General features: G+C 51.3%; 12 protein-coding genes. 10 read left to right on the forward strand and 2 right to left on the reverse strand.

Annotated elements, in window-relative coordinates:
• Positions 1-37: 37 nt before the first annotated feature.
• From H8730_RS07830 to nifU, 5 genes are read left to right on the forward strand one after another with little or no spacing between them, the layout of a single operon-like run.
• On the forward strand, positions 38-934 hold the full coding sequence (locus H8730_RS07830) for a nucleotide-binding protein (RefSeq protein ID WP_177714125.1): 897 nt from the start codon (positions 38-40) through the stop codon (positions 932-934).
• Positions 909-2270 carry an amidohydrolase family protein gene (locus tag H8730_RS07835; RefSeq protein WP_249289634.1) on the forward strand — a complete coding sequence of 454 codons (1362 nt, stop codon included), beginning with the start codon at positions 909-911 and terminating at the stop codon, positions 2268-2270. The genes H8730_RS07830 and H8730_RS07835 overlap by 26 nt, the downstream gene beginning before the upstream one ends.
• A gap of 49 nt (positions 2271-2319) precedes the next feature.
• Positions 2320-2799: an RrF2 family transcriptional regulator gene (locus H8730_RS07840; RefSeq protein WP_249289635.1), complete on the forward strand. Its 480-nt coding sequence runs from the start codon at positions 2320-2322 to the stop codon at positions 2797-2799.
• A gap of 22 nt (positions 2800-2821) precedes the next feature.
• Positions 2822-4003 (forward strand): cysteine desulfurase NifS, encoded by a 1182-nt coding sequence (nifS, locus tag H8730_RS07845; protein ID WP_177714123.1) that lies wholly within the window; start codon positions 2822-2824, stop codon positions 4001-4003.
• A gap of 37 nt (positions 4004-4040) precedes the next feature.
• On the forward strand, positions 4041-4469 hold the full coding sequence (gene nifU / locus H8730_RS07850) for a Fe-S cluster assembly scaffold protein NifU (RefSeq protein ID WP_177714122.1): 429 nt from the start codon (positions 4041-4043) through the stop codon (positions 4467-4469).
• Between the two features lie 116 nt (positions 4470-4585).
• Here the strand turns inward: nifU and H8730_RS07855 are convergent, their stop codons facing one another.
• A complete protein-coding gene (locus H8730_RS07855) occupies positions 4586-5083 on the reverse strand; it encodes an ArsR/SmtB family transcription factor (protein WP_249289636.1) in 498 nt (165 codons plus the stop codon).
• Positions 5084-5320: 237 nt separating this feature from the next.
• Here H8730_RS07855 and truA point away from each other — a divergent pair, with 237 nt between their 5' ends.
• The 4 genes from truA (at position 5321) to mutY (ending at position 9695) form a co-directional block, all read left to right on the forward strand.
• Entirely contained in the window at positions 5321-6064 is a 744-nt protein-coding gene (gene truA / locus H8730_RS07860; RefSeq protein WP_177720276.1) for a tRNA pseudouridine(38-40) synthase TruA, read from the forward strand.
• Between the two features lie 103 nt (positions 6065-6167).
• Positions 6168-7289: a tRNA 2-thiouridine(34) synthase MnmA gene (mnmA, locus tag H8730_RS07865; protein WP_430385380.1), complete on the forward strand. Its 1122-nt coding sequence runs from the start codon at positions 6168-6170 to the stop codon at positions 7287-7289.
• Between the two features lie 157 nt (positions 7290-7446).
• On the forward strand, positions 7447-8652 hold the full coding sequence (locus tag H8730_RS07870; protein ID WP_177716094.1) for an NAD(P)/FAD-dependent oxidoreductase: 1206 nt from the start codon (positions 7447-7449) through the stop codon (positions 8650-8652).
• Positions 8649-9695 carry an A/G-specific adenine glycosylase gene (mutY, locus tag H8730_RS07875; protein WP_249289638.1) on the forward strand — a complete coding sequence of 349 codons (1047 nt, stop codon included), beginning with the start codon at positions 8649-8651 and terminating at the stop codon, positions 9693-9695. Before H8730_RS07870 ends, mutY begins: the two co-directional genes overlap by 4 nt.
• 85 nt (positions 9696-9780) lie before the next feature.
• Here the strand turns inward: mutY and H8730_RS17865 are convergent, their stop codons facing one another.
• On the reverse strand, positions 9781-11958 hold the full coding sequence (locus H8730_RS17865; RefSeq protein ID WP_249289639.1) for a helix-turn-helix domain-containing protein: 2178 nt from the start codon (positions 11956-11958) through the stop codon (positions 9781-9783).
• Positions 11959-12382: 424 nt separating this feature from the next.
• Here H8730_RS17865 and H8730_RS07885 point away from each other — a divergent pair, with 424 nt between their 5' ends.
• Positions 12383-13312 carry an ABC transporter permease gene (locus tag H8730_RS07885; protein WP_177716088.1) on the forward strand — a complete coding sequence of 310 codons (930 nt, stop codon included), beginning with the start codon at positions 12383-12385 and terminating at the stop codon, positions 13310-13312.
• The last annotated feature ends 13 nt before the right edge of the window (positions 13313-13325 follow it).

Genomic DNA, 13325 nt, shown 5'->3' on the forward strand with positions numbered 1-13325 from the left:
GGCCTATGACAGACAATCAAAAATTTGGAGGGACAGCATGGCGAAACGAATCTGTTTTTCAGGTAAAAGCGGCATAGGAAAATCCGTGATACTCTCCAACCTCAGCGAGGCTTTGGCCCGGATGGGATATGGTGTATTGCAGATTGGCAATGACTGCGGTATGACCTCGACCTTCCTGCTGATGAAGGGCCAGGAGATGCCCGCCATGATGGAGGAGTACCGGGAAAAGTATACCGTTTCGGCAAAGGAGTATATCGCAGAGAGCCCGTGTGGCGTCTACTGCCTGGAACTAGGCGGTATCGCAGCTGGCTGCGGCTGCCAGGCGCGGAGTGTCAGCATTGCAGATGAAATTCTGCGAGAACAGCGGATTGAGGAGCAGTTGGGGCTAGATTTTATTTTGTACGATATCTCCGGGGACATTCCCTGTACGGGATATAGTCTTCCTGTGCGAGACGGAACAATGCAAGAGAGCATCATCGTGACCAGTGGCGCCTACTCCTCCATTTCCACTGCCAACAGCATTTTGACAGCCATACTGAAAATCAGGAAAAGTCAGGAATTTCCCATTCGCCTGCTGGGCAGCGGCGCGGAGGATGGTAGGACCGAGGAGCGTTTGACAGAGTATAGCCGGCAAACAGGGGTGGAGATTCTGGATTTTCTTCATTGCGATGGGGAGATTCACCGGCTTGCCGGGAAAGGGCGCACTGTCTGGGAAGCGGAGCCACATTCGCTGGCGGCTGCGCAGATTCGGGGAATCGCAGAGCGGCTGTTACAAGATCCAGTGGGCAATCCTTTGCAAGCCATGGACCGCAGGGAGCTCTTTCTCTGGTCACGCCGCTGGGCCGGCGGCGGGTGGGGGAGTGAGAGCATCGAGCCCTGTCGGAGAAATTTCGAGGAGGCGGATGAGGGTGGAACTGGATCTTGCCATCAATGATGGAAGCGTAATCGATACGGAGAAGCGAAGGCGGCGGCCTCTCAATGTGGGCATACGCGGCGATAAAATTGTAGCGGTAACAGCGCAAAAGCTGAAAGCGAAGCGGGTTATCGATGCCTGCGGTCTCATCGTCAGCCCTGGATTCATCGATGTACACGCCCATTTAGATGGCGACGCCTATGGGGGAGAGCTAGCGGCCTGCCAGGGAATCACCACATCCATCGGAGGGAACTGTGGCTTGAGTCCCATCGAGATGGAAGATTTTTTTCAAGCGCAAGAGCGAGATGGATATCCGATTCACCAGGCGGAATACGTGGGGCATTCCTTTTCCCTGCGCCGGGAAGCCGGCCTGAAGAATCCCTATGTGCCTGCTTCGCCGGAGCAGATTGCCAGAATGGAGTGCCTAGCGCAAAAGGCGCTGGAGGAGGGGGCCTGTGGCATTTCCTTTGGACTCGACTACTCCCCAGGCGCGTCGCTGGAGGAGATTCGAGCGCTGGCCGCCCTGTGCGCCGCCAAAGACCGGGTCATGCCGGTTCACACAAGATTGTTCACCAGGTACGACCTGGATTCCCTGACGGAGATTCTCAGTATCGCCAGGGATACAGGGGTGCGGCTGCTTTTTTCACATTTTGTGTACCAGTATGGCGAAGGGGATCTGGACAGTGCCCTTGAGATTGTGGACAAAGCTAGGGACGCTGGATTGGATATCCATATTGACAGCGGGATGTACACGGATTGGGCCACATACATCCACACCGCAACCTATGACCTTCAGACGATCCACGACAATGGGATGCATTTTCACGACATGATGGTGGCAACAGGGCCGTACATAGGTCAGCGCCTTGACTTCGAGTTATACGCGAAGATACGAAACGAGTACCCCGATGAATCCATCATTTACTGTAACCATTTGAAGGATGAAGCGCATCGGACATTGCGCTGTCCCTACGCCATGCCGTCAACGGACATGGGGGCGTATTCACCTGGAGAAGGACATCCGCAGATTGCCGGCACCTTCCCCAAGTTCATAAAGGATATGGTGCGAATTCGCGGGGAGCTGAGCCTGGAAGAGGCCCTCAGCAAAGCGACTCTGCTGCCTGCGAGACTCTTTGCTATCCCCGGGAAGGGCAAGATCGAGGAGGGCTTTGACGCGGATCTCACCGTCTTTGACTTTGACCGGCTGTCTGATTTGGCGGTGTATCCCGATCAAGGACGGCCGGACGCAAAGCCGGTTGGAATTGAATACGTTATGGTAGCGGGAAATTTGGTGGTGGACCAGGGAATCTATCAAAATTCACAAAGACCAGGCCGTGTCATACGATACATGCGATAAAACAGAAAAAAATACTGACAGCCCCTTGACAAAATTGTGAAGGGGTGTTATGTTATATATAAACCTGAGTAAAATACTCGGAATTAAAAACAAGCGGGTGATTCAGTTGAAGCTTTCAACAAAAGGACAGTATAGCCTGAAAGCAATGGTAGATCTGGCGATTCACTATAGCGACGATGTGGTGACGATATCACAGATTGCAAGCCGCCAGGGCATGTCGGAGAGCTACCTGGAGCAGCTGTTTCCAAAGCTCCGCAAGGCAGGACTTGTGGAGAGTGTCCGGGGAGCAGGAGGCGGATACAGGTTGGCGAGATCCTTGGAGAGCGTGAGCGTAGGCGATATCCTTCGCGCCGCCGAGGGGGATCTGATACCTGTAGAATGCGTTCTGACCAGCGACAAAGAGTGCAGCAGGGAAGATTCCTGCGTTGTCAAGTATGTTTGGAAGAAAGTGACAGACAGTATCAACGAGACAGTGGACAACATAACACTGGCAGATATGGTGAAGCAATATCAGGAAATCAAAGCTTAGGGCAGGAAACGGAGGAGTAGCAATGGAGAGAAAGGTTTACGCGGATCATTCCGCGACTACGGCGGTGAGACCAGAAGTGTTGGAAGCGATGCTGCCATATTTTACGGAGGAATATGGGAATCCATCCAGCATATATGCCATCGCCAGAAGCAACAAACAGGCGGTGGAGACAGCGCGGGAACAAGTGGCCATGGCGATCAACGCCAAGGCCGACGAGATTTTCTTTACAGGGTGTGGGACAGAGTCTGATAACTGGGCATTGAAAGGCATTGCGGAAAGTTATGCCGGCAAAGGGGATCACATCATCACCACGTCGGTGGAGCACCATGCAATCCTTCACACATGCCAGTATTTAGAGAAGCAGGGAAAGCGCATTACCTACTTGCCGGTGGACGAGGATGGCGTAGTCTCCGTGGAGGCGCTGAAAAATGCAGTGGATCAGGATACCATCTTGGTCAGTATCATTATGGCAAACAATGAAATTGGGACAATCAATCCCATTGAGGAAATCGGAGCTTTCCTTCATGAGAAGAAGATCCTATTTCATGTGGACGCCGTGCAGGCGGTGGGGAGCCTTCCAATTGATGTACAGGCCATGCACATTGATCTGTTATCCCTGAGCGCACATAAATTCTATGGCCCAAAGGGTGTGGGTGCCCTCTATATCCGCAAGGGCGTCAAGCTCCGCTCCTTTATCCACGGAGGAGCCCAGGAGCGAGGACGCCGCGCTGGAACAGAGAACGTGGCTGGCATCGTGGGTTTGGGAAAAGCCATTGAGCTGGCAACTTCGGAGTTGGAAGCAAGACGGGCCCAGTTGATCCCCATGCGAGACCGCTTGATCGATGAGGTTTTGCGCAGGATTCCGTATGTTCGCCTCAATGGTGCGCGGGAGAATCGCCTGCCGGGTCATGTGAACTTCAGTTTTCAGTTCATCGAAGGGGAGTCCCTGTTGATTTTGTTGGACATGGCGGGCATATACGCATCCAGTGGATCAGCCTGTACGTCGGGGTCCTTAGATCCGTCCCATGTATTGCTGGCCATCGGGCTGCCCCATGAGATCGCACACGGGTCGCTTCGCCTGACCTTTGGCCGGGAGAACACCATGGAGGATGTGGACTATATTTTGGAAAAATTGCCGCCCATTGTGGAGCGGCTTCGGGCGATGTCGCCTCTGTATGAGGATTTTATCAAGTCACAGAACTAAACAACCAAAGAATCCTGTGGAAAGGTGGACGAAAGATATGTATTCGGAGAAAGTAATGGATCATTTTATGAATCCGCGCAATATGGGTGAGATTGAGGACGCCGATGGTGTAGGGACTGTTGGAAATGCAAAATGTGGCGATATTATGCGGATCTTTTTGAAGGTGGAGGACGGCGTGATCCAGGATGTCAAGTTTAAGACCTTTGGCTGCGGCGCCGCGGTTGCAACCTCCAGCATGGCGACGGAGATGGTCGTGGGAAAAACTGTGGAGGAGGCGCTGAAGGTTACCAATAAAGCGGTCATGGAGGCTCTTGACGGCCTGCCCCCGGTCAAGGTGCACTGCTCGCTGTTGGCAGAGCAAGCCATCCACGCGGCGCTGTGGGACTACGCGCAAAAGCACAACATCACCATTGAAGGGTTGAAGCCGCCGGTGGAGGATATCGAGGAGATTGAGGAAGAAGAGTAATGGGGCGCTTATAATCGGGACAAGGTGGGAATCCTCGAACGAGTCGATTCCCACCTTGTCCCGAATTTAAAAGTAAGAGAATTTTTTGTCAAGCGGCGAAATACAGAATGCAAATATCACAAAGCTTTATCAGAATCAAGAATCGCATGATCTAAAAATTCGTCAAAGGTAGCTTTTGCGTACCGCAGATATGTCGAATTTAAAGTATAATAAATCTCTGGACCAGATTTGCGTGACCTAACAATGACAAGTTCATTCAATAAATCCTGTACATAGCGTGAAATAGAGGTTCGCGCAAGATGCAGACGGCGGGCTAGCTGAGATATGGTTAAATCTCGCTTTCGAAGTTCATTTACAATCTCAACCTTGACGGGATGACCTAAGGCAGTCATGACGGATTGCATAGTGACGTGAGGTTGATTGAGCGCAAGGGAAAACACCCTAGGCCAATCGACGCCAAGGATAAAAATATATTTTTTGTCAATGCAGAAGTCTGCAACGATATATTGGTTAAGATGGCATACACTATATACCTGTTTTTCGAGCTGAACTTCGTGGCTGTCATCAGACTTTAGCCGTCTTTTTTTGACTAGAAGCTGGATGTCATTTACCATAAATTTTTGGAGGGTATCCAATGCTTCTGTTTTTCGTCTCGAACGGTACGTCTGAATAAAGGGAATGAGTTGCTTGAAGTATTCGATTGCCGCATCAATGAAGTCGTTATGCAATATAAACACGGATTTTGTAGGGAGATTTATGAATTTACAATTGACTTAATCAAAATGCTTACAAAATCTTGCATTCCAGAATCCTTTGTGGTTTAATAAAGAGAAAATAGAAGGGGGGATAGGATGAAGAACTACAAGATCAGGCTTCAATATGACGGAACGCGGTATGATGGGTGGCAAAAGCAGGGCAACACAAAAAATACCATCCAGGGAAAGTTAGAAGAGGTTTGTTCTCGGATGCTGGGGGAAGCTGTGGAGATTCACGGTTCGGGGCGGACGGATGCCGGTGTCCACGCGGCGGGGCAGGTGGCGAATTTTAAGAGTGAGAGGGCAATGAAGCCGGAAGAGATGCTGCGCTACTTGAATGCGTATCTGCCTCAGGATATCGCCGTCCTCTCTGTGGAAGAAGCACCAGAGCGCTTCCACAGCCGGTTGCTGGCCACATCCAAAGAATACCGGTACCGCGTCTGGAACAGTCCGATTCCCAATGTGTTTGAAAGGCGATTTGTGTACCAGGACGCCAGATCATTTTCCACAGAAGCCATGCAAAAAGCTGCCGCCTACTGCCTGGGGGAACATGATTTTCAATCGTTTTCCTCGGTCAAGCGAAGCAAAAAGTCGACAGTGCGGACTCTCAGGCATCTGGATGTGGAGCGAATGGGGGATGAGATACGCTTTACATTAGAAGGCAATGGATTTCTATACAATATGGTCCGGATTTTAGTTGGAACCCTTCTGGAAGTGGGGGAGGGGAGGCGACAACCGGAGTCCATCCCCTGGATTTTTGAGCAAAAAAATCGGGAGGTGGCAGGGTTTACCGCGCCGCCACAGGGGTTGACCTTGATGCAGGTCCATTATAAAGTCTGAGTCATGGCCCTCGCAGCACAAGTACATGATTTTGTGCAAGGAGGGGAAAATACAGGCAGGTTTCTTGTTTTGCATACGTTTACAAACGAATGCCTTCTGTAGTATAATAAAGGAAGATAAGGAGGCCGCTATGACGAAGAAAAAAGTGGTAGTTGGGATGTCCGGAGGCGTCGATTCTTCCGTTGCCGCATATCTCCTAAAAGAACAGGGCTACGACGTTATCGGCGTCACGATGCAGATCTGGCAGGATGAGGATCGCTGCCATGTGGAAGAAAATGGAGGCTGCTGTGGCGTTTCCGCAGTCCGGGATGCGTCGGCCGTAGCCCAGACTCTGGGGATTCCCTATTATGTGTTGAATTTTAAAGACGTCTTTCGCAGTAAAGTGATGGATTATTTTGCTTTGAGCTATTATCAGGGCAGAACTCCCAATCCCTGCATCGCCTGCAACCGGTATGTGAAATGGCAGTCAATGTTGCAGAAGGCACTATCCCTTGGAGCGGATTTCATCGCCACCGGGCACTATGCCCAGGTGGTTCAGTTGCCCGATGGCCGCTATACATTAAGAAAAGCAGATCACGGCAAAGATCAGACCTATGCCCTCTACAATCTGACACAGGAGCAGTTGGCCCGCACGCTCATGCCTTTGGGCAAGTACACAAAAGTGCAAGTTCGCGCCATAGCAGAGTCCATCGGCTTACCTGTGGCGAACAAGCCGGACAGTCAGGAAATCTGTTTTGTGGAAGACAGGGATTACGCCGGATTTTTGACAAAGTACACGGGAAGGGAAGCGGAGCCGGGGCATTTTGTGGATACCAAAGGCCATGTCCTTGGAAATCACAGGGGAATCATCCATTATACTATTGGACAGCGAAAAGGGCTGGGAATCGCAATGGGCCGGCCAATGTTTGTAGTAGAGATCCGTCCCGAAACGCGGGAAGTCGTTTTGGGGGAGGATCAGGACTGTTTTTCCCCTGGCCTGTTGGCAGACGACTGCAATTGGATGCTGCTTTCGGACCTTGCGGTTGGGCAGACGGTGAAGGCCATGGGAAAGATCCGGTATTCCCACGAGGCAGCACCGTGCACCATTGTGCGGCGCGGGGATGGCCTTGTGGAATGCCGGTTTGAGGAGAAGCAGCGGGCGATCACGCCAGGACAAGCAGCCGTCTGGTACAGGGATGGCTATATTTTGGGAGGCGGCTGTGTTTTGCAGCGCATCCATGCTTAGAAGAAAGGGAGGTTAGTGTGAAAAATAAGCTCGATCGCTTATTTTTCACACAGCAATTTGTGCCGGAGCGTCACAAATTGCTCTGGTGGCAAAAGAGAAATCGCCTTCGCGAATTTCTCTTTGCCCCGTCGCTAGCGCTCCAGAAAGGGAGGTTCATATGCAGTATGTCATTATTGGAAATTCTGCTGCTGGCGTATCGGCAGCGGAAGTGTTGCGCAAAGCGGATGCAGAATGCGATATTACCATCGTCTCGGAGGAAGAATACCGCGTGTATAATCGTCCATTGATTGCCCGGTATATGGGCGGTGAGATAGCAGAGGAGAAGCTGTGGTACCGGCCAGATCGCTTCTATGAGGATAAACGGATTCATCTGTATAAGGACACGCAGGCAGTGAGGATCGATCCTAAAGAGAAGTACATTTTTTTATCCAACGACGATCGATTGCCATATGATCGATTGTTGCTGGCCACAGGAGCTCAGCCTTTCGTTCCCCCTATGGAGGGGCTGGAGAGCCATCCGAACTTCCACACCTTTCTGGAATTAAAGGACGCCAAGCTTGTAAAAGAGAGTGTCAGTGAGGAGACAGAGGCGGCAATTCTGGGCGCCGGGTTGATTGGGTTGGAGGTGGCGGAGGAGTTGCGCCATTACACAAAGCAGGCGGTACATGTGGTGGAACTGGCGCCGCGACTCCTTCCCACCATATGCAATACGGCAGCCTCGGAGATTCTCAAGCAGGCCATGGAAGCGGAGGGTGTTGTATTCCATCTAGAGAATACGGTGACGCGCGTGGAGGGATCACGTCTCCATCTCAAGGATGGTACCGTCCTTCCCTCAAAGGTTTTTATCGCAGCTGTCGGCATCCGCGCCAACGTGAAGCTAGCGCAGACTGCGGAGATCGAGATCAATCGGGGAATTGTGGTCAATTCAAGGATGGAGACTTCCGCATCGGACATTTACGCGGCCGGCGACGTTATCACCACCGTCGATCCCGTTACAGGAAAGCCTGCGGCCATTTCCCTGTGGTCCGCTGCCTACGCTCAGGGACAGTGTGCAGGAAAAAATATGGCGGGGCAGAGTACGGACTATTCGCCAGTGCCCATGGTCAATGATATTGCATTTTTCGGCGTTCATGTTATCAGCGCATTGGCCTCCAATATCGAGGACCCAGAGGCCAGAATCTATGAACAGAGATGGGACGATGAGTATCGCCGGGTCGCGGTTAAGGAGGGCCGGCTTCTAGGATTGCTGGCAATCTCATCTGGTGAGAAGGCGAGCGGAGTCACTAAAAAATTCCGAAAGGCGCTCTCAGAAAAATCCATTTCTCAGGAGTTACTTGACGATCTGTTGGCGGTGGGCGAATGATCCACTGGCCCTATGCGCTTGTCACCTGGTATCGGGGCGTCAAGCGTGATCTGCCGTGGCGCAGAACAAAGGATCCATATGCCATCTGGGTTTCAGAGATCATGCTACAGCAGACGAGAGTGGAAGCGGTGATGGGATATTACACTCGATTTATGGCAGCGTTTCCCACCATTGCGGAGCTGGCCTATGCCGACGAGGACGCGGTGTTGAAGCTTTGGGAAGGGCTTGGATACTATTCGAGAGCGAAAAATCTCCAGCGGGCGGCCAGGGTGGTCTGTGAGCGGTACGGAGGGATTTTTCCGTCTGAATATGAGGCAGTGCGGGCATTGCCCGGCATTGGGGACTATACCGCGGGAGCCATTCTCAGCATCGCTTTCGACAAACCGTATCCCGCGGTGGACGGCAATGTGCTCCGAGTGATGGCAAGACTGTATGGCATCCAACAGGACATTCTGTTGCCAAAGACGAAAACAGTGATAACGGATATCCTAACGGAATGCTATCCCAAAGACTCAGCTAGCGACTTTGCGCAGAGTCTGATGGAATTGGGAGCCATGGTGTGCATTCCCCAGACGCCGCGGTGTGGACAGTGTCCCATCTGTGACCATTGCTCCGCGTACTCCGCAGGAACGCAGGCGGACCTTCCCTTGCGGCGAAAGAAGGAAAAACCGCAGGAAATTCAACTGCGAATTGCCATTCTGCGCAATGAAAAAGGGGAGGTGCTGATGACTCGCCGGCCAGATACAGGACTTCTGGCAGGGCTTTGGGAATTCCCCGGAGTCGAAGCCCGCACGGAGGAGGAATTCGAGCAAAGGATGGGGGAAACCTATGGTTTACAGATCCGTCCCACCAGGCATCTCGTCAATGCAAGGCATGTATTCTCCCACCAGGTCTGGCAGATGCAGGCCTATGAAGCTAGGCTGGAGAGGCCTGCTCCGACCCTTGAGACCATGCGGTGGGTTGGCGAGGAGGACCTAGACGCCATCACGATTCCCGCAGCCTTTGCCAGGATTCGCCAGGTAGTGTTTGAAGAATTGATATAAAGGACAGACAGTCCGCCGGAAGATTGTACAGGATGAAAGACAGCGAACGGAAGAAGCGGCAGTGCCATTGAGGCTAGCCGCTTTTTTATATGGGATCGATGGTTGTGGCGGCGCTCTGTGCCCGGCGGTAAGCGGCAGGTGTCAAGCCAGTAGCGGATTGGAAGGCCTTGATAAACGAGGAGACATCCACATATCCGATTCGTTCACTGATCTGTACCACAGAGAGGGACGGCTGTGCCAACAATTCGGTGGCCTTGCGAATTCGAATGTCGAGTACATATCCTTTGTAGGTCATACCGGTTACGGAGCGTATATCATTGTTGATTTGCTTGGTGGAAAGCTGAAAGACCTCCGCCAATTTTTGTAGGCTGATGTCGTATGTCAGAGCATGCTGATCGATATACTGTCGGATTCGCATGGCCCGGTCGCTGGCAAGGCGTGCCCGCTGCTCATCCAGGCGGTCGAATAGACGGTTGACCAGCGCGGATAGATCCCGGCAGACGGCACTGCTGTGTTGATATACAAGGATTGCACCGGTTTCTTCCGGGAGAATGGGCACCTCCAGCTCATGGGAAAGCCGAACCATTTCGCTTAAGATGTCCGCAACGACACTGCGCTGTAACATTAGGCTTGTGTAACGGGTCTGTATGTCAGTGAGCAGCAATTGCAAGTGAGTAAGCCCTGCTTCGCGGTTGCCAGACCGAATATCGTCGAGCAGCATGGCAAGAAAGCGGCAGGGAATCCATTCTCCCGAAGCCTGGCGGGGCGGCCCAGCCTGTTCCTCCTGTTTTGTATCCGGCTTGCATTGAGCCGTGTAATAGGAAGCCGGCATTTTTTCGAGAGCGTCAACCACCATACCCTTCTGCACGGTTACGTCGCAATTCAGGGCAGACGAGATTTCCTGAATCAGTTTTGGAATGCCGTCCGTGAGATCCTCCACGGCGAAGCAGCCGATGGCAGCCGCCTGTTGTTCTCCAACCCGAAACGCATATAAGGTCGCGTCCTCGTCGGAAAGCTTTTCGATGGATCTCAGAATATCAGGCTCCACAGTTTCCCCAAAGTGGAGCAAATATACGCAGTAATAGGCGCCATTGAGGGAGAGATGCAAGGTTGTCAGCTGCCGCCGGACACCTTCACTGATGTTGCCGTTGAGCACCAGCAGCAGAACCTGCTGGCGCAGCAAATCCGATTGCTCTGTCAGAAGCTTCATCTGATCGGCCAGCAATTGCTGGTTTAGGTTATTTTGTTGATGTGTTTGCTGTAGGGCAAATTCGATTTGTCTCAGCTCGCTGGCCTCGTCGGCGGAGCCGTCACGGGGAAGCATGTCTCGCACCTGGGCGGCCAGCCTGCGAATGGGGGCATGATTTTTTCTGGCGATCAGATACATCGCCAGCAGTACCAGCAACACAGAGATTGCGCCCATGGCCAGGATAATGACGCGAAAGCTGCTGAGGCCGCTGTACCATCCTCCGGGAGGAATCTGCTCTGAGAGCAGAAAATCACCCGATGGGGAGGAAACGACGATCCAATTTTTATCCGAATAGATGGCGCCCTTCTCCAGCGGTAGCTGTGAGATAGCTGTATTTTGGGGGCCGGCCAGCCGCTCTCCGTGATAGTAGATCGAGAGTGATCCGGTCTGCTTCCCGGAGACGGAGAAGACGCGTTCCAGCCAGACAGAGCGGTCCATGACAAAGCAAAGCACGGCTGCGATCTGGGTCGTGCCTGCGGAGCCAAGCCGCACAGGATATACGATCATAATTTTGTTGGCACCGGTCTCTAGCAGAGTGACGTCGGAGATGAGATTCAGCGCACGGGTAAGAGTATGCAGCTCTGATTCTTCTGTGACAACGCGGTTTATTGAACTCAAATAGTAGTCGAGCTCATATTTGGCCTCCCTGGCAAATACACTGTCGGTTCCCCGATAAAAGAGAAAATAATCGCTGGACAATACAGAGTAGGAATTATACTGTGCAAAATTGTGAAGCAATTCGACCTCGTGGTATTTATTTTGAGCTAAGTAGGATGTGCGGTAAAAGCTGTTGCTGCTTATCTCATCACGGATCGTCTCAAATACTTTCAGCTGTGTGTCCAGATCCTGAGCTGCGATTTGCAGTTGGGTGCTCTCCGCGTGTTCTGCGGTGTTGCGCAACTCAGACACAGACAAAAAGAAAATGGCTATGCCGATTGCTGCACAGCCGATCAGGGCAACACTGATATAGGACAGATAATACATGATCAGTGAGGACACTTTATTTCTGGTCACGGGAGCACCTCCATTGAGAACTTTTACTATATCATAACAAAAGTTCTTACGGAAGTCAATAAGGATTGGTATATTTGAATGAATACGGCGTGGGAATAGAGGGTAAAATCATAAATAATTCATAATGGGCAAAATAGCCGCTTTCAGGCAATTTCCATGTCAATTTTCGCTGTGAACTTCTCATTTTTCATCTTTCCATTTCCCTTTTTTCAACTGCCGTGGCCCTTTTTTCCCGCTGGCGAATCCTATTTTTCAACTTGTGTTCCCCATATGGGCTCTACTATACTGAAATCAGCCGCCGGGTCATTGAACCAATACCCCATCTGCCATCAGCAGGCAAAATGGCAATGGACCGGATTCACAACAGAAGGGAAGGGTCAGAGGGATGAGACACTCCATTACTACACAACCAAGCGCCGTATATATGAAAAAGAAGATAAGCCAGCGGCCGCTTCGTTCATTCAATAAAGCTCTGAGCATGTGGCAGCTGTATGTTTTGATATTGCCAGCGGTTGTCTATCTCATCATTTTTTCATATTTTCCAATGTACGGTATACAGATCGCATTCAAAAATTATCGCGTTAGCAAAGGCATTTGGGGCAGTGAGTGGGTCGGCCTGGATCACTTCGTCCGTTTTCTTACCTTTCCAAACTTTTGGAAGATTATGCTCAATACATTGCGCATCAGTTTCAAATCCTTGATATGGGGCTTCCCATTTCCGGTACTTTTGGCACTGTTATTGAACGAGTTGAACAATGTAACGTTCAAAAAAATCGTACAAATGATTACATATGCACCGCATTTTATCTCGACAATCACCGTATGTGGGATGGTGCTGCTATTCTTCAACAGGGAGTACGGTATCGTGAACGCTGTGATCAGCGCTTTAGGCGGCGAAAAAGTTGACTGGCTGTCTAACGCCTCCTATTTTGATGCGCTGTATGTTGGCTCTGGCATCTGGCAGAGCCTAGGATGGGGAACGATTATTTATCTTGCAGCCCTGTCCGGCGTTTCGCCTGAGATGGTAGAAGCTGCGAAAATTGATGGCGCCTCCCGCGCCAAGGTGGTATGGCATATTAATATTCCCACGATTTTGCCAACCATTGTTATCATGCTAATTCTAAACTGTGGGAGCTTGCTGGGAGTCGGGTTTGAAAAGGTATTTGCACTGCAAAATGATCTGAATCTTGAGGTATCCAATGTGATCAGCACCTATACCTATCAGATTGGCTTGCAGGGCGGCCAGTTCAGCTATGCGTCAGCTATTGGTCTGTTTAACAATATCGTCAATGTCATCGTGCTTATATTTGTCAATACCATCGCAAAGAAGCTGTCGGACATCAGTATTCTGTAATCAGAAAGGGCCG

Origin of the sequence: Bianquea renquensis, from assembly GCF_014384895.1 — a bacterium.
Lineage (GTDB): Bacteria > Bacillota > Clostridia > Lachnospirales > Bianqueaceae > Bianquea > Bianquea renquensis.